Genomic DNA, 19,511 nt, shown 5'->3' on the forward strand with positions numbered 1-19,511 from the left:
TCGCGGGTCACCGGGGCGCGGCGGCGTCCGCCGCCTCCAGCCACTGCGGCCGGGCCCGTCCGGCGGTCAGTCGGCCGGCGGCCCAGGCGGGCTCGTGTCGAGGGCCACGGCGAGGCGGGCGGCCAGCCCGAGGTGGGCGGCGCGGGCCTGGCGGAACGCGTAGCCGAAGAGCGGCGCGGGCGCGGCGAGGGTGATCTCGACCTCGATGCGGACCACGCCGTCGGGCTCCGCCCGCAGCCGGGTGTGGTTGCGCACCGTGGTGGCAGGCCACTGCCGGGCCACGGTGACGATCTCGTCGGGATCGTCGACGAGGACGTCGGCCCGGTAGGTGATCGGCAGGCGCACCGGCCCGGCGGCCAGTCGATCGGTGATGTCGTAGCTGGCCCGCGCGCCAGGACGGGGCGGCACCCGGCGGACCCGGACGATCAGCGGGTGCAGGTCCTCCTGCCGGGTGGGGTCGGCGAGCAGCGCCGCGGCCTCCGCGAGGGAACAGCGTGCCTGGACGGTGTAGCTGAAGGAACTTCGCCTGAGCACGCCGTCTCCCCAGCGTCGGTGGTCGCCCGATCGTCGCGCATGCCGGGCCCCCTGGCAACGCCGCGCCGATCCCGCCCGGAGTCCGGACGTCCGGCCGCCGACCACACTACGGTCAGCTGATGGATGGTCACGGTACGTGTCGATCGGCGGAGGATGGGCGCATGGACGGGTACGACGGATGAGCGGGCACGTGATGGTCTTCGCGCCCACGCCCCGGCTGACGGTGACCGTCGACCAGCCCAGCGAGGCGCCGGAGCTGCACCTGCACCCCGGCGGGCAGGGCGTCTGGCAGGCCCGGATGGTGATGTCGCTCGGGGTCGACGTGGTGCTCTGCACCGCCCTCGGCGGCGAGATCGGCCAGGTGCTGGAGCCGCTGCTGGTCAGCGAGGGGGTGCACCTGAAGGTGGTGGTCCGCGACTCCGGCAGCGGCGGGTACGTGCACGATCGGCGCGAGGGCTCCCGGCAGGAGATCGTGGACGTGCCCGGCCAGCCGCTCAGCCGGCACGAGCTGGACGAGCTCTACAACCTGGCGCTCGGCGAGGGGCTGCGCGCCCCGGTCAGCGTGCTGAGCGGGCCGAACGAGCCGTCGCTGGTCCCGGCCGACCTCTACCGGCGGTTCGCCGCCGACCTGGGGGCCAACGGCAGTCGGGTGGTGGTCGACCTCTGCGGCGAGCACCTCGACGCCGTGCTGGACAGCGGCGTCTTCTTCCTCAAGGTCAGCCACGAGGAGCTGATCGCCGACGGCCGCGCCGACGGCGAGGACGAGGAGCAGCTCACCCGGGCCCTGTACGACCTGCACGCCGGCGGCGCCGAGAACGTGGTGGTGAGCCGGGCCGACAAGCCCGCCCTCGCCCTGGTCGACGGCGAGGTCTTCGAGGTCGAGATGCCCCGGCTGGAGGCGGCCGATCCGCGCGGGGCGGGCGACTCGATGACCGCCGGGGTGGCGGCCGTGGTGGCGCGCGGCGGTGACGTGCGCACCGCGATCCGTACCGGCGCGGCGGCCGGCGCGCTGAACGTGACCCGGCACGGCCTGGGCACCGGCCGGCTCGACTCGATCACCGGCCTGGTCGACCGGGTGCGTCTCGTACCGGCCGGCAGCCGGCCGCAGGAGCGGACGAGCCCCGACGAGCTGGCCGAACGGGCGGCCGAGCGATGACGCTGCGGGTACTGGTCACCAACGACGACGGGATCGCCGCGCCCGGCATCCAGACGCTGGCGCGGGCGGCGGCGGACCGGGGCCTGGACGTGGTCGTCGCCGCGCCGCTGGAGGAGGCGAGCGGCACCAGCGCCGCGATGACCGCCGTGGAGCGCGACGGGCACGTGGTGGTCCACGAGCACCCGCTGCCGGAGCTGCCGGGGGTGCCGGCGTTCGCGGTCGGCGGCTCCCCCGGCTTCATCGCGCTGATCGCCGTGCACGGCGCCTTCGGGCCTCCGCCGGCGGTGGTGCTGTCCGGCATCAACCGGGGCGCGAACGCGGGACGCGCGGTGCTGCACTCGGGCACGGTGGGTGCGGCCTTCACCGCCGCCGCGAACGGCTGCCGGGCGATGGCCGTCTCGCTCGACGTGCTCTCGGCCGGGGATGCCACGGCCGCCAGCGGGGGTGCCGCGGTGGCCGCCGCCGCCCGGGTACGCGACGCCGAGCGGCACTGGGCGACGGCCGCCCGGGTCGCCCTGGACCTGCTGCCCCGGCTCACCGCCGGACCGGTGGAGAGCGTGCTCAACGTGAACGCGCCGGACCTGCCGCACGGTCGGCTGCGCGGGGTGCGCCGGGGCACGCTGGCCACCTTCGGCCAGGTGCAGATGACGGTGGCGGAGGCCGGGCACGGCTTCGTCCGCACGTCGCTGGAGGAGCCGGGGCAGGCCGTGCAGCCCGGCACCGACCTGGCGCTGCTGGCCGAGGGGTACGCCTCGGTGACGGCGATCCGCGCGGTCACCGAGGTGGCGGACGTCGACCTGTCGGGCCTCGGCGACGCCTGAGCGGCCCGCCTCCCGCCTCGCGGCGCCGTGGGCGGGTCAGGCGCCCGGGAGGACCTCGGGGGTGGGTGCGCCGGCGTAGTAGGGCTCGGGGGCGCCGAAGAGGCCGAGCAGGCCGGTCACCCAGAGCTGCCGGTGCACGAAGCGGCTGGGCTCGGTGACGACGAGCTTGACGCCGCTCACCTCGGCGGTCTGGAAGCCGGCGACCATCGCGCTGATGCCGACCGAGTCGATGAAGGTGACGAGCCGCATGTTCAGCTCGATCCGACCGGGGCGCCCCTTGGTCAGGACCTCGGCGATCGCCTCGCGCACCTCGTACGCGGTGTCGACGTCGATCTCCCCCCGCGGGGCGATCTCGATGACACCACCGGGCAGGACCGACTTCACGATCGACAGGCTCACGCGAGCACCTCCACTCGCCCGTCCGACGGGCGCCTCATCAGTACGCGGGCCGCGACCGAGAGTATTCCTCTGACGGCCTCGGTCGCCACCCCTCGGGATGAGCAATTCGCGGATCAGGGCACAGCAAGTCGCCCTTATCCGGACTATTAACGTTTTGCCCAACCAACGATCAGCTGCCGCTGACACGTCGCGCCCCAGGGTAGCCGGCTTCCTCCGGCACCGCCCAACAGCCGGTCCCCCGGCGTGGCCCGTACCGCTTCGGCACGGTCCTTGCCCGTTCTGCCTAGCATCGGCTCGGAGACACGACTGCGACCGGGAGGACGATCGATGCTCAGGAGACTTGCCGCGCTGGCCGGCGTCAGCGCGCTGTTGGCCCTCGTACTGGCCTGCGGGTTCGGCGGCGGCGGAGGCGACGATGACGACGACGACGACGACTTCGCGCGGGGCGCGACCACGGCGGTCGCCGTCCGCTGACGCCGGGCCCGCGCACCGCCCGCCGATGTCACCCGGGCTGCCGCACCCGCGGTACGGGGTTTGCGGAGCAGCCCTGCGGGGCACAGGCGGAAAACGAGCGAACCGTCACACGCCGGTGCGACGCCGAAGTCCGAAAATGGCCGCCGGCTTCGGCCCGAGGAGGTAACCACCATGTTCGGAAGCAACCTGCTGGACCGCAGCAAGCCCGAGCGGATCACGGACCAGGCGTGGCAGCACCTGGTCTCGGCGGTCAGCTCCGCCAGCGACAGCGTCCGGGACACCGCCCGTTCGGCCCGCCGAGGCGGCTCCGGTTTCGCCGACGAGGCCGGCGACCTGGTGGGCTCGGCGGCGGACGAGGCCCGGCGCCGGGCCACCCAGGCCTTCGACGCGCTGGCCGGCCGCCGGCCGGCGCTGCCCTGGACGCTGCTGATCGGCGCCACGCTGGTCGGCGCGGCCATCGGCTGGGCCGCCGGCACCGCCGCGCGGGCCGCCGGCAGCCGGGGCGACCGGGCGATGGACGACATCGAGTTCGTCGACGTCGACCGACCCAACTCCCCCGTCGGCCTCGACGGCTGACCGGTCCGGCACACGCTCGCGACGAACGGGCCCCGGTCGACCCATCGAGGTCGGCCGGGGCCCGCGCCTGTTCCGGGGCGACGTGCCGCGACAGGCGGCCCGCCGTCCCGCGGCCCACCGTCCCGCCGCCCCGCGGCCCCGCGGCCCCGCGGCCCACCGTCCCGCGGCCCACCGTCCCGCGGCCCACCGTCCCGCGGCCAGTCGTCCCGCGGCTCGCGGCCCTGTTCAGAGGCTCGCGGCTCAACGGCCCGCAGCCGTGGCCGGCGGGCTCACGGCCCGCAGCCAGCGGCCCTGTTCCGAAGGCTCGCGGCCCGTTCAGAGGGCGGCTTCAGAGGGCGGCGACGCTCGCCGGAGCCCGCTCCGCCCGGCTCAGGGCGCGCAGCACCGCCGGCTGCCCGTGCCGGCGTACGGCGAGACGGGCCAGCAGCGTCAGCACCGGGTCGACGGTCTCGGCCGGCAGCTCCGGGGTGGGCACGCCGACGCTGACCGCGAGATCGTCCGCGTGCACGACGAGTTCCATCAGCCGGGTGGCCAGGTAGTCGTCCAGGGTGAGCGACCACGGGCCACGGACCATGTGCACCACCCGCCCGGACGGCTCCGCCGCCAGCACGTCCGTCAACTCGCGCAGCGTGGCGGCGCACCGGTCGACCAGAGCGGCCGGGCCGTCGGCGGCGAGGCCGTCACCGGCGCGGCGGATGGCGACGTTCACCGTGGCGTCGACCGGGGCGCCGAGCCAGGTGCCGCGCGCGTAGTGGTCGAGCAGTCCCACGGGTTCGCCGGCGGGGACGGTTGCGGCCAGCACGGCGGGGACGCCGAGCACCTGGCTGGCGAGGTGGCCGGCCAGGCCCCCCACGCCGAACGCAGGCAGGGCGCTCGGTTCGTCCCAGCGGGTTGCTACGGCGGGGTCGGCGAGCAGGTCCACCGCCGAGCGCGCGGCGGTGAGATAGGCCGTCCTGATCGGACTCACGGAGGATCCCTCCTTCGACGGGCGAAGCTCCGAGCCTATGGCTTGCGGGGACACCGGCCCTCTCGGTGCGTGCCGGGTAGCCCGCCCCCTCCCGGCCACGAACCGGAGGCGGTGCCGACCGGAACGGCACAGCCGGAGCCCGTCCGCGCCGGTAGGAGACCCGGGCCGCTCCGCACGATCGCGCACGTCCCGCCCCTGGTGGGGACGGGGGTGCGCGGTCGGCGGAGCGCGGCGGTCAGCGGGCGGTGCAGGTGACGGTGGTCGGGGCGGTGTTCGCGCCGGTCGTACTGGCCAGGAAGCCGGCGGTGGCGGTGGCGCCCGCACCGAGGGCGCCGTTCCAGCTGGCGTCCCGGACGGAGACAGTCGCCCCGGTCTGGGTGTGGGTGCCGCCCCAGAGCTGGGTGATCTGCTGGCCGTCGGGGAAGGTCCAGCCCACCGTCCAGCCGGCGATCGCCGCGCTGCCGGCGTTGCGGACCACCAGTTCGCCCTGGAAGCCGCCCTGCCAGGAGCCGGTCACCCGGTACGTCGCCGTGCAACCGCTGGTCGGCGGCGGGGTGGTCGGGGGCGGGGTGGTCGGAGGTGGCGTCGTCGGAGGTGGCGTCGTCGGGGGCGGGGTGGAGGTGGTCGGCGTCGGGTCGGGCGTGCCGCCGAGCCGGTCCGCCACCAGGATGCCGCGGCCGTTGGTGCCGAGGTAGACCCGGCCGTAGACCCGGGGGTCGCCGGTCAGTGCCTCGCCCGCGTTGCCGTACTGGTGCTGGTCGTCGTTGATCCGCACCCAGGTCGCGCCGGTGTCGTCCGAGCGGTGCACGCCGGGCCGGCCGTCGACGGTGCCGAACAGGTACAGCGCCGGGTACGTCCGGCCGGGCGCGGCCTTGCCGAAGCCGACGTTGCCGGCGGTGCTCACCCCCGCCAGCTTCGTGAACGTGGCCCCGGAGTCGGTGGAGCGCCACAGCCCGCCCTCGCCGGCCAGCCACAGCTCACCCGTCCTGCCGGGCAGCGCCTTGAACTTGACGTTGCCGGTGCTGGGCAGGCCGGCGGCGGCCGAGGCGGTGAAGCTGGCCCCGCCGTTGGTGCTGACGTAGAGCTCGCCGCCGCTGAAGCCGTAGAACTTGTTGGGGTCGACCCGGTCGGACTCGATCGTCGCGTTGGCCGGGATGCCCGTCGACGCGGTCCACGCGTTGCCGAACCCGACCGAGTGCACCACCTGCTGGCCGGCGTCGCCCGGCGCCCAGACGAAGCGGCTGCCGTCGGCCGACGCGGCGACCGTGCCGCCGCTGTTGACGCCGGACGGCTCGCTGCCCTGGAACCAGTTGGCGCCGCCGTCGGTGGAGAACGCGACGTGGCTGTCGTTGGGGCGGTCCGCGTCGGTGAAGTTGCCGGCGCGCACCATCACGGCCGGCTTCGTCTCGGCGTAGTCCAGGCTGGTGGTGCTGGTGAAGGTGGGCTGGGTGAACATCATCGGCGGCACGGCGTCCAGGTCGGTGTGCCGGAAGCCGCCGATGTCACCGAGCGCGCTGACCAGCGGCGCCCCGGACGGCGGGCTGACCAGGTCGAGCACCGCGGTCTCCTCCAGGCCCTTGACCATGGGCTTGATGGTGAACTGGCCGCCGGTGTCCCACTTGGTGAGGTCGGTGCTGCCGTAGATGGTGGCGCCGGTGCCGTACATGAAGCGGTTGCTGTCGTGTGGGTCGATCTCGACCGACTCGTTCATCCAGCCGAGCTTCGGCGTCTCCTCCGGCGGGGCGGGGTTGCTGCCGAAGGTCAGCCACGGCACCGAACTGACGTCCATGGTGTAGCGCTTGGACCTGTTGGGGTAGCTGGTGAAGTCCCAGATCCGGGTCCAGGTGGCTCCCCCGTCGGTGCTGCGCCAGAAGATCGCGTCCGGCCACCAGGAGATCTGGGTGGCCACCATCAGGGTGTTCGGCTTTTGCCGGTCGATGGTCAGGCCGCTGTAGCCGAAGTACGCGTCGGCGCTGGTGGACGGGACCGGGCTGATCCGCGTCCACGCGCCGGTGGCGCGGCTGAACTTCCAGACGTCGCCCTTGCCGCCGTCGTACGGGCCGCCGGTGTCGCTGGTGGCGATGTAGAGGAAGCCGCCCACCGGGTCGACGACGCCCTTGTGCGCGAGGTAACCGGTCGGCTGCCCCGCGATCCGCTCCCAGGTGGCGCCGCCGTTCGTGCTGCGGTAGACCGGGTTCTCCTTGTCGGCCACACCCACGTAGACGGTCTGCGTGGCGGTGCCGGCCGTACCCGTGCTCTTGTCGAAGCTGACCCAGGTCAGGCCCTGATTCTGGCCGTTGTAGCCGTTCGGGTCGCTCGGGTCGGCCCGGTAGTTGCCGACGTTGGGGAAGTTGGTCACCTTCGCCCAGGTCGCCCCGAAGTCGGTGCTGCGCCACAGGCCGTTGCCGCCCTCGGCGCCGTAGTAGAGGATGCTGTTCCGGTTGGGGTCGACGGCCAGCCGCTCGCCCATGCCCCGGCCGGGCATGTTCCCGCCGTTCTTGAACGGCAGCTCGGTGACCTGCCAGGTGGCGCCCTTGTCGGCCGACCGGAGGATGGCGCCGTTGTTCGGGTCCCAGTCGTTGGTGTACATCCCGACGGCCGCGTAGACGCGGTTGGTCTGCACCGGGTCCGTGGCGACGCTGACCACGCCGTTCCAGCCCCACCTGTCGGCGCCGACCCAGTCCAGCAGCGGCGTCCAGGACTGCGTGGCCTGCGTCCACCGGTACATCCCGCCGATGTCCGTGCGGGCGTAGATCAGGTTCTTCTCCGTGGGGTTGAAGACGATGCCGGGGACGAAGCCGCCGCCGTCGATCCGGACGTTCTTCCAGGTGTACGGCTCGGCGGCGGCTGCGGCGGTGGGCGCGCCGGCTGCGGTGAACGGTGCCGCCACGACGGCCGCGGCGACGACCAGCGCGGACACGACCGCGCCGGCGTAACTTCTGCGCATCTGCGGTTCCTTCCGGGTTCGGACGCCGGGAGCCGACGTGGTGACGGCCGGACCCGGCAACGGGTACGTGCGGAATCGCGCCGGAGCTGCCCTGGCTCCGGTCATCGGCGCGACGGCTCCCGCACCCGAGGAACGCGCTTACCCTAACCGATCCGACCGGCCACCTGGAAGCGCTCCCAAGAGCCACCCGGTTCGGGTGAGGGGCCCTCACCCCGGCCGGCGCCAGGATCGGTCCCGGCGAACCCGTGCGCACCGGCAGCTATCCCGTGAGGAGTGACAGATGGCCATCGAGACGATCAGCCGTACCGACCAGGACATCCAGTCGGCCGTCCTCGACGAGCTGACCTGGGAACCCCGGGTACGGCCGCACGAGATCGGCGTGACCGTCGCCGAGGGTGTGGTCACGCTGACCGGCCGGGTGGACAGCTACGCCAAGAAGTGGGCCGCCGAGCGGGCGGCGCACCGGGTGGCGCGCGTCCGGGCGGTCGCCAACGACCTGGCCGTACGCCTCGGCACCGGCGCCGAACGCGCCGACCCGGACATCGCCGCCGCGGCGGGGCACACGCTCGAGTGGGACGCGTTCGTGCCCCTGGAGCAGCTCGAGGTGACCGTCTCGCGCGGCTGGGTCACGCTGCACGGCGAGGTGGACTGGGAGTACCAACGCCGCGCCGCCGAACGCGCCGTGGCCCGGCTGACCGGCGTACGCGGGGTCAGCAACGGCATCACCGTCCGCCCGGACACCCGGCCGGACGGGCACGACCTGGCGGTACGCATCGTCGACGCGCTGGCCCGCAACGGGGCCACCGAGGCGGAGCGGATCACCGTCCGGGTGCACGGCGACACCGTGCTGCTCGGCGGGCTGGTCCACTCGATGCCGGAGCGGGCCGAGGTGGAACGGACCGTCTGGTGCGCGCCGGGCATCCGCGAGGTGCAGAACCACATCGCGGTCGCCCCGGTGCTGGGCTGAGCCGGGCGCCGGACCACCCGGGCGGGGTGAGCCACCCTCACCCCGCCGCGGGGAAGGCTGGGAGGCATGACTGAGGTGACCCGATGACCACTCCACTCCAGGTCACCGCCCGCCTGCGGACCCCGGTGACCGGGCACGACAACGTCCGCGGGCCGGTGGACGCGCCGGTGACCATCGTCGAGTACGCCGACTTCCAGTGCCGGTTCTGCGGAGCCGCGTACGCGAACCTGCGGGAGCTGCTGCGACAGCGGGCCGACACGGTGCGGCTGGTGTACCGGCACTTCCCCATCACCAACATGCACCCGTACGCGGAGCAGGCCGCCGAGGCGGCCGAGGCGGCCGGCCGGCGCGGGCAGTTCTGGGCGATGCACGACTGGCTCTACGAGCACCAGGACCAGCTCGACCCCGTGCACCTGTCGCTCGGCATGGAGCAGCTCGGCCTGCCCGCCGACGAGGTCGCCGCGGAGGTGGAGCGGCAGGCGCACGGCGACCGGGTGCGGCGGGACTTCGTGGGCGGCATCCGCAGCGGCGTCCATGCCACCCCGACCCTGTTCGTCAACGGCACCCGCCACGACGGCACCTACGACCTGACGGACCTCCTGACGGCCGTCGACACCGCCACCCCGTAACGCCCGCCACAAGTGCATGATCGACGCAGTGGAGGGGTGGAGGGGCGGGGTGGGTTAGATGAGGTGGAGGGCGCGGGCTCGGCGGACGGCCTCGCGGCGGCGGGTGGCGTCGAGCTTGCGGTAGATGTTGCGCACGTGGGTCTTGACCGTGTTGACCGACAGGGACAGCTCGGCCGCGATCTCCACGTTGGACAGGATGCTCTGCAGGTAACGCAGGATCGTCAGCTCCCGCTCGGTCAGCGGCTCGTCCAGCGCCCCCGTGCCCCGCTCCGCCGGGGCCCGCTCGGCCGGCGCGTCGGCGCCCCGGACGAGGTCGCTGACCGTCGGCCAGTGCGCGGTACCGCCGTCCAGGTGCGCGGCGAGCAGGTCACGGACGCCGGGCTCGGCGCGGGTGAACGCCCGCCGGAAGCCCTCCGGCCCGGCCAGGTCGAGAGCCCGCTCCAGCAGCCGTCCGGCCCGCCGGTCGTCGCCCGCGCGCCCGGCCAGCACCGCGTCGAGCACGGCGGCGTCCAGGCGTACGGGCAGCGGCCAGCCGGCCGCCTCCGGCGCCTCCCAGTCCGGCAGCGCGTACCCGGCGGCGCGCGGGTCGCCGGCACGCAACTCCACCCGGGCGAGGGCGACGGCCAGCGGCGGGGCGGCCGCGTCGGGTGCCCGCGCGAGCAGGTCCCGGGCGGCGCCCAGGTCACCCCGTGCCCCGCGTACGTCCGACTCGGCGGCCAGCAGCCAGTGCGTCAGCTCGCCGGCCCGGGGGCGGTCGGCCAGCCGCTCCCGTGCCTCGGCCAGCACCCGGTGGCCCTCGGGCAGGTCACCGGCGTCCCGCAGCAGGTACGCCCGGCACAGCGCCGCCACCGCCCCCACCACGGGCTCGCCGGTGGCCGGCGCGGCCAGCGCCAGGTTCGCCTCCGCTTCCTCGGGCTGGTCCCGGTGCAGCGCGACCAGGGCCAGCGCCAGGTACGCGTGGGCGCAGTCCTCCCGGCAGGACCAACCGTGGCAGGGCGGCATGGCGAGGGCGTCCCGGGCGAGGATCTCGGCGGCCCGCAGCTCGCCCCGGACGGCGTGCAGCAGGGCCGCCCGGCTGGCGCAGACCAGCTCCGTACGCGGTCGTCCTGCTTCCCGGGCCGCCGACAGCGACCGGGCGAAGGCGAGGCCGGCGGCGGGCAGGTCCCCGTCCGCCAGGTCGGCCAGGCCCAGCGCGGTGCCGGCCACCGCCCGCACGTCGGCGTCCTCGGCGGCGGCGCCGCGCGGCTCGGCGGGCACCGGTGCGGCGAGCAGCCCGTCGACGGCGCTCCCCGACGGCGCCGCGCGCCCCGCTGGCCCACCGGTCGCCGGGGACGGGGACGCTCCGGGCGACGCCGGGGAGACGGACAGGTCGGGCGACGCCGGGGACGGTGCGGGGCGGGTGGCGAGCAGCCGGGCTGCGGCGGCGCGTACCGCTTCGGGGTCGTCGGCCAGCCGGGCCAGGGTGAGTTCCAGCGCGGTGACCAGCCGCCGGAACCGGTCCCGGCGCGGCGCCGGCAGCGTCCGGGCGGCCTCGACGGCGTCGCGCAGGTGCCCGGCGGCGGCGGTGGCGTCGCCGGCCCGGGCCCGCTCGGCGGCGCAGGCCAGCCCGAGCTCCGGATCGCGGCGCACGGCCTCCGGCGGCGGGGGCGCGGGCGGACGGCTGGCGGGCGTCTCCCGGTCGTACGGGACCAGCTCCGGCCAGCGGGCCACGAAGAGCGCGGCGGCCCGGTCGTGGTCGCCGCCGGCGAGCGCGTGCCGCAGCGCCTCGGCGGGCCGCCCGTTGTCGGCGTACCAGCCGGCCGCGCGCAGGTGCAGGTCGCGCAGTTCGTCGGCGGGCAGCCGGCCCAGCTCGGCGTGCAGCAGGTCGGCCAGCAGCGGGGGGCACCGGTACCAGGGCGGGCGGCTGTCGTCGCGGCGCAGCAGCCCGCCGTCGCCGGCCAGGCCGGCCAGCGCCTGCTCGGCATCGGTCCGGCCGGTCAGCGCGTCGGCGAGGCCGGCACAGACCGCGTCGGCGACGGCGGAGCGGCGCAGCACGTCCCGCGCGTCCGGGTCGAGCCCCGCCAGCACCTCCTCGCGCAGGTAGCCGGCCACGTCCGGCTGGTCGCCGCCGAACTGCTCGGCCCAGCGGGCCGGGTCCGGCTGCCCGCGTAGCGCCAGCGCGGCGAAGCGGAGCGCCGCCGGCCAGCCGCCGGTGCGTTCCCGCAGCCGGCGTACCCCGGCCGCCGGCAGCGCCACCCCGTGCGCGGTCAGCAGGTCGGCGACCTCGTCGTCGCCGAAGGCCAGTTCGTCGGGGCCGACCTCGGTCAGCTCGCCGGCCAGCCGCAGCCGGTGCACGGCCAGCGGCAGCCCGGCGCGGGCGCCGACCACCAGCCGCAGCCGCTGCTCGGCGTGGCGGAGCAGGAACTCCAGTCCGGCCAGTGCCTCGGGGTCGGTGATCCGGTGCAGGTCGTCCAGGACCAGCAGCACCGGCCGTTCCCGGGCGGCGAGGGCCGCGGCCAGCACCTCCAACTGGTCGGGGCGGGGCGGCCGGTCGGGCACGGGTGGCCCCGGCACGAAGTCGGCGTGATCCGTGGCCGCGCGCAGCGCCGCCGCGAGGTAGGACCAGAGCCGGTCCCCGTCGTCGCCGGTCTCCACCGAGACCCAGGCTGCCCGGGGCCCACCGGGTTCGGCTGGCACGCCGGCCGCCGCGCCGAAGTCGCCCGGCGCGGCACCGGTCGGCCCGTCGTCCCGGCGCCCCTGGGCGGCGTCGGTCACCGGCCCCGGCCCCACCCGGCCCCGCGGCGCGCCGGCCTCCCCGGCGGCCCGGAACCAGGAGGCGAGCAGCGTCGTCTTGCCCCACCCCGCGGGGGCGCGGACCAGGGTGACCGGCCCGGCGGTCCCCTCGTCCAGCGCCCGCAGCAGCCGGGGTCGCAGCACCAGCGGCTCCGGCGGCGGGGCGGGGCACAGCCGCGACGTCAGCAGCGGCGCGCCGGCCGGCCCGGGTGCGACCGCGACGACTCCCGTGTCCCGTACGTCCTCCGGCATCCGGCCCCGCCCTCCACCGACGCGTCCACTCCCCCAGGTCCCGCCGGCGGCGGTTACCCGGCGCGGGCCCGTTCACCCCTTCGGGGGGAGCCGGCTTCACCCCGCCCCGGCCGACCCTGGTCGTACGCGGGCGACCGGCCGCGCGCGCCGGTGCGCGTCCGGCGTGGGAGGGGACCGGGAGGCGGGGCCGAGGTGGATCGGAGACGACGGCTGGCGGGCGCGACCGTGGTGGCGGTCGCCGTCGCGGCGGCGGGCCGGGCGCTGGCCGTACGGCGGCGCGGATCGGACTGGCCCCGCGCGGCCGGCACCGACCCGCGACCCGCGCGCTGGCAGGTGGTGACCGTCGACCGCCCGCCCGGCGAGGTGCTGCCCGGCGGCCGCTGGCCGGAGCCCCTGCGCCGGCTCGGCCGCGCCGTGCAGGTCGAGCTGCGGCCGGCCCCCGGCTGCCGGGGCACGGAGCTGGCCGCCCGGCCGGTGCCCGGCGCGGCGGCCCCGGCGGGGCTCGCCGCCCACCTGGTCGGCGACGATCCCGGGCTGCTGGTGCGGCGGGCGTTGCGGGAGGTCAAGCAGCTCGCCGAGACCGGCGAGGTGCTCCGCGCGGACCGCTGGCCGGCCGACCGTCCGCCGGGACCGCCGCGGTGAGGGCGCTGTGCTGGGTGGGCGCGGGCGAGCTGGCGGTACGGCAGGTGCCCGACCCGGAGCTGCGCAACGGCCACGACGTCATCGTCCGGGTCCGGCAGAGCGCCACCTGCGGCGGGGACCTGCCGCTGCTGGCCGGGCGGGTGCCGTTCCTCGCCGTCGGGGACGTGCTCGGCCACGAGTTCCTCGGCGAGGTGGTCGAGGCCGGGCCGGAGGTACGCCGGCACCGGGTCGGCGACCGGGTGGTGGTCTGCTCGTCGGTGGCCTGCGGCAGCTGCTGGTACTGCCGGCGCGACCTGCCCTCCTGCTGCGACAACGGCAGTGCCGACCCGGCCGTCACCGAGGCGGCCTGGGGCCATCCCACCGGCGGGGCGTTCGGTCAGCCCCGGGCGATGGGCGGCTTCGCCGGCAGCCACGCGGAGTACGTCCGGGTGCCGTACGCGGACGTCGGCGCGTTCACCGTGCCGGAGGCGGTCAGCGACGACCGCGCCCTGTTCGCCTCCGACGCCGCGCCGGCCGGTTGGATGGGTGCGGACCTCGGCCAGGTGCGCCCCGGCGACGTGGTGGCGGTCTGGGGCGCGGGCGCGGTCGGGCAGCTCGCGGCCAGGGCGGCGTGGCTGCTCGGCGCCGAGCGGGTGATCGTCGTCGACGCGGAGGAGGAGCGGCTGCGGATGGCCGAACGGCACGCCGGCGCGGAGCCGATCGACCACCGGCTCGCCGACGTCGTCGCCGAGCTGCGCGAGCGCACCGGCGGCCGAGGCCCGGACGTCTGCGTCGAGGCGGTCGGGGCGGCCTGGAACGGGCACGGCCCCCGGTCGCTTGCCGAGCGGTTCACCGGCGGCGCCGAGCGACCGGCCGCCGTCCGTGAGGCTGTGCACGCCTGCCGCAAGGGTGGCTCGGTCTTCCTGCTCGGCGAGTTCACCGGCTTCGTCGACACCTTCCCGCTCGGGGCGGTCACCCAGAAGGGGCTGACGGTGCGGGGCGCTCGGCAGCACGGGCAGCGCTACATCCCGATGCTGCTGGAGCGGATGGCCCGCGACGAGCTGCGTACCGAGCACCTGGCCACCCACCGGCTGCCGTTGGAGCGGGGAGCGCAGGGGTACGCGCTGTTCCGGGACCGGGCCGACGGCTGCGTCCGCGCCGTACTCAGCCCCGACCTTCCGGCCGCCGCCGGCTGAGGCGGAACGCTGCGACGTCGAGGACGCCCACGACTGCGGTTCCGCGCAGCGGCCCAGCACTCCCTGCGCCGGACCGCGACGGCGCAGGGAGCGTCCAGGACCGTGTGGGGTCTACCCGGCAGCGATGTCGGCGATGACGCAGGCGATGTTGTCCGGCGCCCCTTCGGCCTGCGCCAGGTCGATCAGTCTGCGCACCGTGAGCGCAGGATCGGTGGCGGCGCTCAGTGCCGATTGCAGGATGGCCCGGTTGACGACGGCAGACAGCCCGTCGGAGCACAGCAGATACCGGTCACCGGGCAGGGCGGTGCGTAGCGCAAGATCGGCCTCGACCTGCTGCCCGCCGCCGAGGGCGCGCACCAGCAGAGCGCGCTCGGGATGCGCGGCAGCCTGGTCCCGGTCGAGCTTGCCCTGATCCACCTGGGTCTGCACCCAGGTGTGGTCCTGGGTGAGCAGAGCCAGTTCGCCGCCGCGCAGCAGGTATGCCCGGGTGTCGCCGATGTGCACCAGGGCCAACTGGGAGCCGCTGCGCAGCAGCGCGGTCAGCGTGGTGACCGGCTGGTGGTCGTCGGTCGCGAGCGCGCGCACGGTGCGGTCGGCGTCGGCGACCGCAGCGGCCAGCATCGTCAGCAGGTCGGCGGCCGGCACGTCGGCGAGGTCCAACGCTTTCAGGGCGTCGATGGCGGCCGTGCTGGCTGCGGCGCCGCCAGGCCCTCGCATGCCGTCGGCGACGGCCAGCAACCGCTCGCTGGCGTACGCGGCGTCCTCGTTGCTGTCGCGTACGGCCCCGGTGTCACACCCGGCGGCGTAGCGGACGACAAGGGTGGGATTCGCTTGGACCATGGTGGTGCCTCCTCCTGACAGACGATCCACGAGGAAGGTGGCGAGCCGCGCGCGAGCTGCGGTGTCGGCGGTGACCTCCTGCCAGTACGCGGTGATCGTCTCAGCCGCCGCCGCGGGCTCCAGGCCGCACACGGTGCGGATCTTCGCCAGTGGCATGCCGAGGCGACGTAGCTGGGCGACCAGCCGGGCCAGCGGCAGCTGCTCCGGGTCGTAGAGCCGGTATCCGGACTCGGGATCGACCGCGGCCGGCGGCAGGATCCCGACCTGGTCGTACAGGCGCAACGCCTTCGGTGTCAGTCTCGCCGCCCGGGCGAACGCCCCGATGGTCAGCAGCCCCACGTCGACATCCTCCTCGTGCCGATCACAGCGACCGGCACGCACCAGGGTGGGCCTTGCCCGAGGGGCAAGGTCAAGACCGGGGACCTCGACCCCGACAGCTCGACCAGGGCCACGTCCCGCGGCTGCCCAGGCTTCGACACCGCCCGCGTCGGCCGCCCGCCCGCCGCGCCGGGTGGCAGACTCGGTGGATGTGTGAGCAGCGGACATACGACGTCGTCCTCTTCGGGGCCACCGGCTTCACCGGGGGGCTGACCGCCGAGTACCTGGCCCGCAACGCTCCGCCGGGGCTGCGTTGGGCGCTCGCGGGGCGCAACCCCGGCAGGCTGGCCGCCGTACGGGACCGGCTGGCCGCCATCGACCCGGCGCTGGCCGGGCTGCCCCTGCTCACCGCCGACGTCACCGATGCGGAGTCGCTGCGGGCGGTCGCCGAGAGCGCCCGGGTGGTGGCCACCACCGTCGGCCCGTACGTGCACCACGGGGAGCCGCTGGTCGCCGCCTGCGCCCGCGCCGGCACCGACTACCTCGACATCACCGGCGAACCCGAGTTCGTCGACCTGATGTACGTGCGCCACCACGCCGAGGCGGAGCGCACCGGGGCGCGGCTCGTGCACGCCTGCGGGTTCGACTCGATCCCCCACGACCTGGGCGTCTGGTTCACGCTCAAGCACCTCCCGGACGACGTGCCGATCACCGTCGACGGCTTCGTCCGGGCGGGCGGGCGGTTCTCCGCCGGCACGTACCACTCGGCGCTCACCGCCTTCTCCCGTACCGCCGAGGCGTCCCGGGCGGCCCGCGAGCGGCGGCAGGTCGAGCCGCGACCGACCGGGCGGCGGGTACGCGCGGTGCCCGGCCGCCTCGCCCGCTCGAAGGAGCTGGGCATGTGGATCGTGCCGCTGCCGACCATCGACCCGCAGGTGGTCCGCCGCTCGGCCGCCGCCCGCCCGGAGTACGGGCCGGACTTCCGCTACCGGCACTTCGCGGCCGTGAAGCGGCTGCCCACGGTGCTGGCCGGCGGGGTCGGGCTGGGCGGGCTGGTGGCGCTGGTGAAGCTGCCGCCGACCCGGCGCTGGCTGCTCGGCCGGCTCGCCTCCGGGCAGGGGCCGACGCCGCAGCAGCGGGCGAAGTCCTGGTTCCGGGTCCGGTTCGTCGCCACGGGCGGCGGGCGGCGGGTGCTGACCGAGGTGGCCGGCGGCGACCCCGGCTACGACGAGACGGCGAAGATGCTCGGCGAGTCGGCGCTCTGCCTGGCCGGCGACGAACTGCCGGCCACGGCGGGGCAGGTCACGCCGGTGGCGGCGATGGGCGACGCGCTGCTGGACCGGCTGGTGCGGGCGGGAATGACCTTCCGGGTGCTGGACCGGCCCCGCTGAGCGCAGGCCCCGACCGTCGGGCCGCCCGGCCCGGCGCGGGTTGACCCTCGACCAGGTTGAGACGACAGGATCGGCGCCGTGGAGAGCGACCTGCGCAGCATCGGCGAGCTGGCCCGGGCCAGCGGGTTGACCGTGAGCGCCCTGCGGTTCTACGACTCGGCCGGGGTGCTGGCCCCGGCCCTGGTCGACCCGGTGACCGGCTACCGCTGGTACACGGGCGACCAGGTGGCCCCCGCCCGGCTGGTGGCCGGGCTGCGCCGGGTCGGCCTGCCGGTCGCCGAGATCGCCGCCGCGCTGCGGTCCGAGCCGGCCCAGATCCACCGCCTGCTCGACGCGCACCTGCGCCGGCTGGAGGACGGTCTCGCCGACGCCCGCCGGGAGCTCTCCCGGATCCGTACGCTGATCGACCCCGGGGAGCCCGCCATGACCACCCGTCTCGTCCTGTCCCGCGTCGACCTGGCCGCCGCCGTGGACGCGGTCCGCTTCGCCGTCGGCACCGATCCCGACCTGCCGGTGCTGGCCGGCGTGCTGTTCGAGTCCGACGTCGACGGCGTACGGCTGGTGGCGACCGACCGGCACCGGCTGGCCGTCGCGCGGGCGGACGCCCGGGTCGACGGGCCGGCGGTGCGGGTGCTCGCCCCGGTCGCCTTCGTCGACGAGGTGCGGGCCCTGCTCGACACCGGCGCGGGGAGCACCCCCGAGGCCCGGCTGACGGTGGCCGCCGGCACGATCTCCGTCTCCGTCGCCGGCCGCACGGTCGACGCCGCCGTCCTGCCGTACGACTTCCCGGACCACCGCCGGCTGCTCCGCCCGACGCCCGACGACGGGCCGGCGCACCGGCTGACGGTCGACGCCGACGCCCTGCGGGCGGCCCTGACCAGCGCCGACGCCCCCGTCGTCACCCGGCGGCACGACGGCCTCCCGCTCGCGGTGACCGTGCTCGGCCCGGACGGCCGGGGCGGGGTGCGGCTGCTCGGGGCGGACGAGCTGGCCGGGGAGTCCGACGCGTTCCGCGTCGGGGTGAACGGCGGTTACCTGCTGGAGGCCCTCGACGCGGCCGGCCGGGGCCAGTTGCTGCTGGAGCTGGACGGGCCGATCGCCCCGCTGGCCGTGCGCCGGCCGGACGACGTCGAGGCGTTCTCCGTCCTGATGCCCATCCGGCTCTGACCGCCGCGCCGGCCCCGAGCCGCCGGCCGGCTCTGACCGCCGCGCCGGCTGCGGGCCGAGCGCCCGGCGTCGCGGGGGTGCGACGCCTGCCGGGCGGGGTCGTCGAGACCGGGCCGGGGCGCGGCCGGGCCGCGACGGTAGCATCGGTGGGTCCACCCGACGTCCGGACGGAGCGTACGGAGCAGCATGCTCGACATGGAGTTGATCCGGAAGGATCGCGAGGCGGTGGCGACCGCGCTGGCGAAGCGACTGGATCCCGCCGAGGTCAACCGGGCCCTGGACGAGATCCAGCGGCTCGACCAGGAACGCCGCGCCCTGATCAGTGGCATCGACGGCGAGCGGCAGCGCCGCAAGGCCGAGGCGCGCGCCTACGCGGCGGCGAAGCGCGCCGGCACCGAGCCGGAGGTCTCCACGCCGGAGGCGGGCCGCAAGCAGCTCGCCGAGCTGGAGTCCGAGCTGGACGAGGTGCAGGCGCGGCTGCGCTCCGTGATGAGCGAGCTGCCCAACCTGCCCGCCGACGACGTGCTGCCGGGCGGCAAGGAGGCCAACCGGGTCGTCCGGGCCTTCGGCGAGCCGCCGGCGATCGAGAAGGTCCGCGACCACATCGAGCTGAGCCGGATGCTGGGCCTGGTCGACCACGAGCGCGGGGTCAAGCTCGGCGGCTCGGGCTTCTGGATGTACACGGGCATGGGCGCCCGGCTGGAGTGGGCGCTGCTCAACTTCTTCGTCGACGAGCACATCGGCGCCGGCTACGAGTTCCTGCTCCCGCCGCACCTGCTGCTGGACACCGCCGGCTTCGCCGCCGGCCAGTTCCCGAAGTTCTACGACGACGTCTACCACCTGGACCGGGAGTCCGCCCCGCGCGGGCAGTTCCTGCTGCCCACCTCGGAGACGGCGATCCTCGGGGCGTACCAGGACGAGATCCTGGAGACGGCGAAGCTGCCGCTGAAGGCGTTCGCGTACACCCCCTGCTACCGCCGCGAGGCGGCCGGCTCGCACTCGGACGAGCGGGGAACCGTGCGGGGCCACCAGTTCAACAAGGTGGAGATCTTCCAGTTCTGCCTGCCGGAGCAGGCCGACGCCGCGCTGGAGGAGATGCTCCTGCACGCGGAGAGCCTGGTCGAGAAGCTGGGCCTGCACTACCAGCGCACCCTGCTGTCGGCGGGCGACGCCAGCGCGTCGATGAAGAAGACCCTCGACATCGAGGTGTGGATGCCGAGCACCGGCAAGTACAAGGAGGTGTCGTCGGTCTCCTGGGCCGGCGACTACCAGGCGCGCCGGGCGGCCATCCGCTACCGCGAGCCGGGCGGCAAGCAGACCCGCTTCGTGCACACCCTCAACGGGTCGGCGCTGGCCACCAGCCGGCTCTTCCCGGCCATCCTGGAGCAGTTCCAGCAGCCCGACGGCTCGGTGCTGGTCCCCGAGGTCCTCCAGGCCCGCCTGGGCACCGACCGCCTCACCCCCCGCTGACCCGCCGGCCTCCC

Annotated in this window: 17 protein-coding genes; 11 read left to right on the plus strand and 6 right to left on the minus strand. The window is 75.7% G+C overall.

The window, feature by feature from the left end:
- Nucleotides 1–66: 66 nt before the first annotated feature.
- Nucleotides 67–534, minus strand: coding sequence for an SRPBCC family protein (locus tag ACPXCB_RS16315; RefSeq protein WP_425876252.1), 468 nt, complete (start codon nt 532–534; stop codon nt 67–69).
- A gap of 178 nt (nt 535–712) precedes the next feature.
- Here ACPXCB_RS16315 and ACPXCB_RS16320 point away from each other — a divergent pair, with 178 nt between their 5' ends.
- Both ACPXCB_RS16320 and surE read left to right on the plus strand, forming a co-directional pair.
- Nucleotides 713–1,690, plus strand: a complete 978-nt coding sequence (locus ACPXCB_RS16320) for a 1-phosphofructokinase family hexose kinase (RefSeq protein WP_425876254.1) — start codon at nt 713–715, stop codon at nt 1,688–1,690.
- On the plus strand, nt 1,687–2,511 hold the full coding sequence (surE, locus tag ACPXCB_RS16325; RefSeq protein WP_425876256.1) for a 5'/3'-nucleotidase SurE: 825 nt from the start codon (nt 1,687–1,689) through the stop codon (nt 2,509–2,511). The genes ACPXCB_RS16320 and surE overlap by 4 nt, the downstream gene beginning before the upstream one ends.
- A 36-nt stretch (nt 2,512–2,547) precedes the next feature.
- Here surE and ACPXCB_RS16330 read toward each other — a convergent pair whose 3' ends face one another.
- Entirely contained in the window at nt 2,548–2,910 is a 363-nt protein-coding gene (locus tag ACPXCB_RS16330; RefSeq protein WP_088998998.1) for an STAS domain-containing protein, read from the minus strand.
- Nucleotides 2,911–3,237: 327 nt separating this feature from the next.
- Between ACPXCB_RS16330 and ACPXCB_RS16335 the strand changes: the two genes are divergently transcribed.
- Nucleotides 3,238–3,384: a hypothetical protein gene (locus ACPXCB_RS16335; RefSeq protein ID WP_425876258.1), complete on the plus strand. Its 147-nt coding sequence runs from the start codon at nt 3,238–3,240 to the stop codon at nt 3,382–3,384.
- A 171-nt stretch (nt 3,385–3,555) separates the two neighbouring features.
- A complete protein-coding gene (locus ACPXCB_RS16340; protein WP_425876260.1) occupies nt 3,556–3,960 on the plus strand; it encodes a hypothetical protein in 405 nt (134 codons plus the stop codon).
- Nucleotides 3,961–4,288: 328 nt separating this feature from the next.
- Here ACPXCB_RS16340 and ACPXCB_RS16345 read toward each other — a convergent pair whose 3' ends face one another.
- The gene (locus tag ACPXCB_RS16345; RefSeq protein ID WP_425876262.1) at nt 4,289–4,927 is read right to left on the minus strand and encodes a maleylpyruvate isomerase N-terminal domain-containing protein; all 639 of its coding nucleotides are present in this window, start codon (nt 4,925–4,927) and stop codon (nt 4,289–4,291) included.
- A gap of 235 nt (nt 4,928–5,162) precedes the next feature.
- Complete coding sequence (locus ACPXCB_RS16350) at nt 5,163–7,874, minus strand: cellulose binding domain-containing protein (RefSeq protein ID WP_425876264.1); 2,712 nt, start codon at nt 7,872–7,874, stop codon at nt 5,163–5,165.
- A gap of 280 nt (nt 7,875–8,154) precedes the next feature.
- Between ACPXCB_RS16350 and ACPXCB_RS16355 the strand changes: the two genes are divergently transcribed.
- Together ACPXCB_RS16355 and ACPXCB_RS16360 are read left to right on the plus strand one after the other, a co-directional pair.
- A complete protein-coding gene (locus ACPXCB_RS16355; RefSeq protein ID WP_425876266.1) occupies nt 8,155–8,841 on the plus strand; it encodes a BON domain-containing protein in 687 nt (228 codons plus the stop codon).
- Between the two features lie 83 nt (nt 8,842–8,924).
- Entirely contained in the window at nt 8,925–9,470 is a 546-nt protein-coding gene (locus ACPXCB_RS16360) for a DsbA family protein (RefSeq protein WP_425876268.1), read from the plus strand.
- 54 nt (nt 9,471–9,524) lie between these two features.
- On the opposite strand, the gene ACPXCB_RS16365 is transcribed toward ACPXCB_RS16360, so the two are convergent.
- Nucleotides 9,525–12,494 carry a LuxR C-terminal-related transcriptional regulator gene (locus ACPXCB_RS16365; RefSeq protein WP_425876270.1) on the minus strand — a complete coding sequence of 990 codons (2,970 nt, stop codon included), beginning with the start codon at nt 12,492–12,494 and terminating at the stop codon, nt 9,525–9,527.
- Between the two features lie 192 nt (nt 12,495–12,686).
- On the opposite strand from ACPXCB_RS16365, the gene ACPXCB_RS16370 reads away from it, so the two are divergent.
- Both ACPXCB_RS16370 and ACPXCB_RS16375 read left to right on the plus strand, forming a co-directional pair.
- Nucleotides 12,687–13,136, plus strand: coding sequence for a hypothetical protein (locus ACPXCB_RS16370; protein WP_425876272.1), 450 nt, complete (start codon nt 12,687–12,689; stop codon nt 13,134–13,136).
- A complete protein-coding gene (locus ACPXCB_RS16375; protein ID WP_425876274.1) occupies nt 13,133–14,311 on the plus strand; it encodes a zinc-dependent alcohol dehydrogenase in 1,179 nt (392 codons plus the stop codon). The genes ACPXCB_RS16370 and ACPXCB_RS16375 overlap by 4 nt, the downstream gene beginning before the upstream one ends.
- 111 nt (nt 14,312–14,422) lie before the next feature.
- On the opposite strand, the gene ACPXCB_RS16380 is transcribed toward ACPXCB_RS16375, so the two are convergent.
- Nucleotides 14,423–15,490, minus strand: coding sequence for a MerR family transcriptional regulator (locus ACPXCB_RS16380; RefSeq protein ID WP_425876276.1), 1,068 nt, complete (start codon nt 15,488–15,490; stop codon nt 14,423–14,425).
- Between the two features lie 188 nt (nt 15,491–15,678).
- On the opposite strand from ACPXCB_RS16380, the gene ACPXCB_RS16385 reads away from it, so the two are divergent.
- The 3 genes from ACPXCB_RS16385 (at nt 15,679) to serS (ending at nt 19,497) form a co-directional block, all read left to right on the plus strand.
- Complete coding sequence (locus ACPXCB_RS16385; RefSeq protein ID WP_425876277.1) at nt 15,679–16,860, plus strand: saccharopine dehydrogenase family protein; 1,182 nt, start codon at nt 15,679–15,681, stop codon at nt 16,858–16,860.
- A gap of 90 nt (nt 16,861–16,950) precedes the next feature.
- Nucleotides 16,951–18,027: a MerR family transcriptional regulator gene (locus ACPXCB_RS16390; protein WP_425876484.1), complete on the plus strand. Its 1,077-nt coding sequence runs from the start codon at nt 16,951–16,953 to the stop codon at nt 18,025–18,027.
- A 186-nt stretch (nt 18,028–18,213) separates the two neighbouring features.
- On the plus strand, nt 18,214–19,497 hold the full coding sequence (serS, locus tag ACPXCB_RS16395; protein ID WP_425876279.1) for a serine--tRNA ligase: 1,284 nt from the start codon (nt 18,214–18,216) through the stop codon (nt 19,495–19,497).
- Nucleotides 19,498–19,511: the final 14 nt, after the last annotated feature.

The organism is Micromonospora sp. DT62, assembly GCF_049847285.1.
Taxonomy (GTDB): domain Bacteria; phylum Actinomycetota; class Actinomycetes; order Mycobacteriales; family Micromonosporaceae; genus Micromonospora; species Micromonospora reichwaldensis.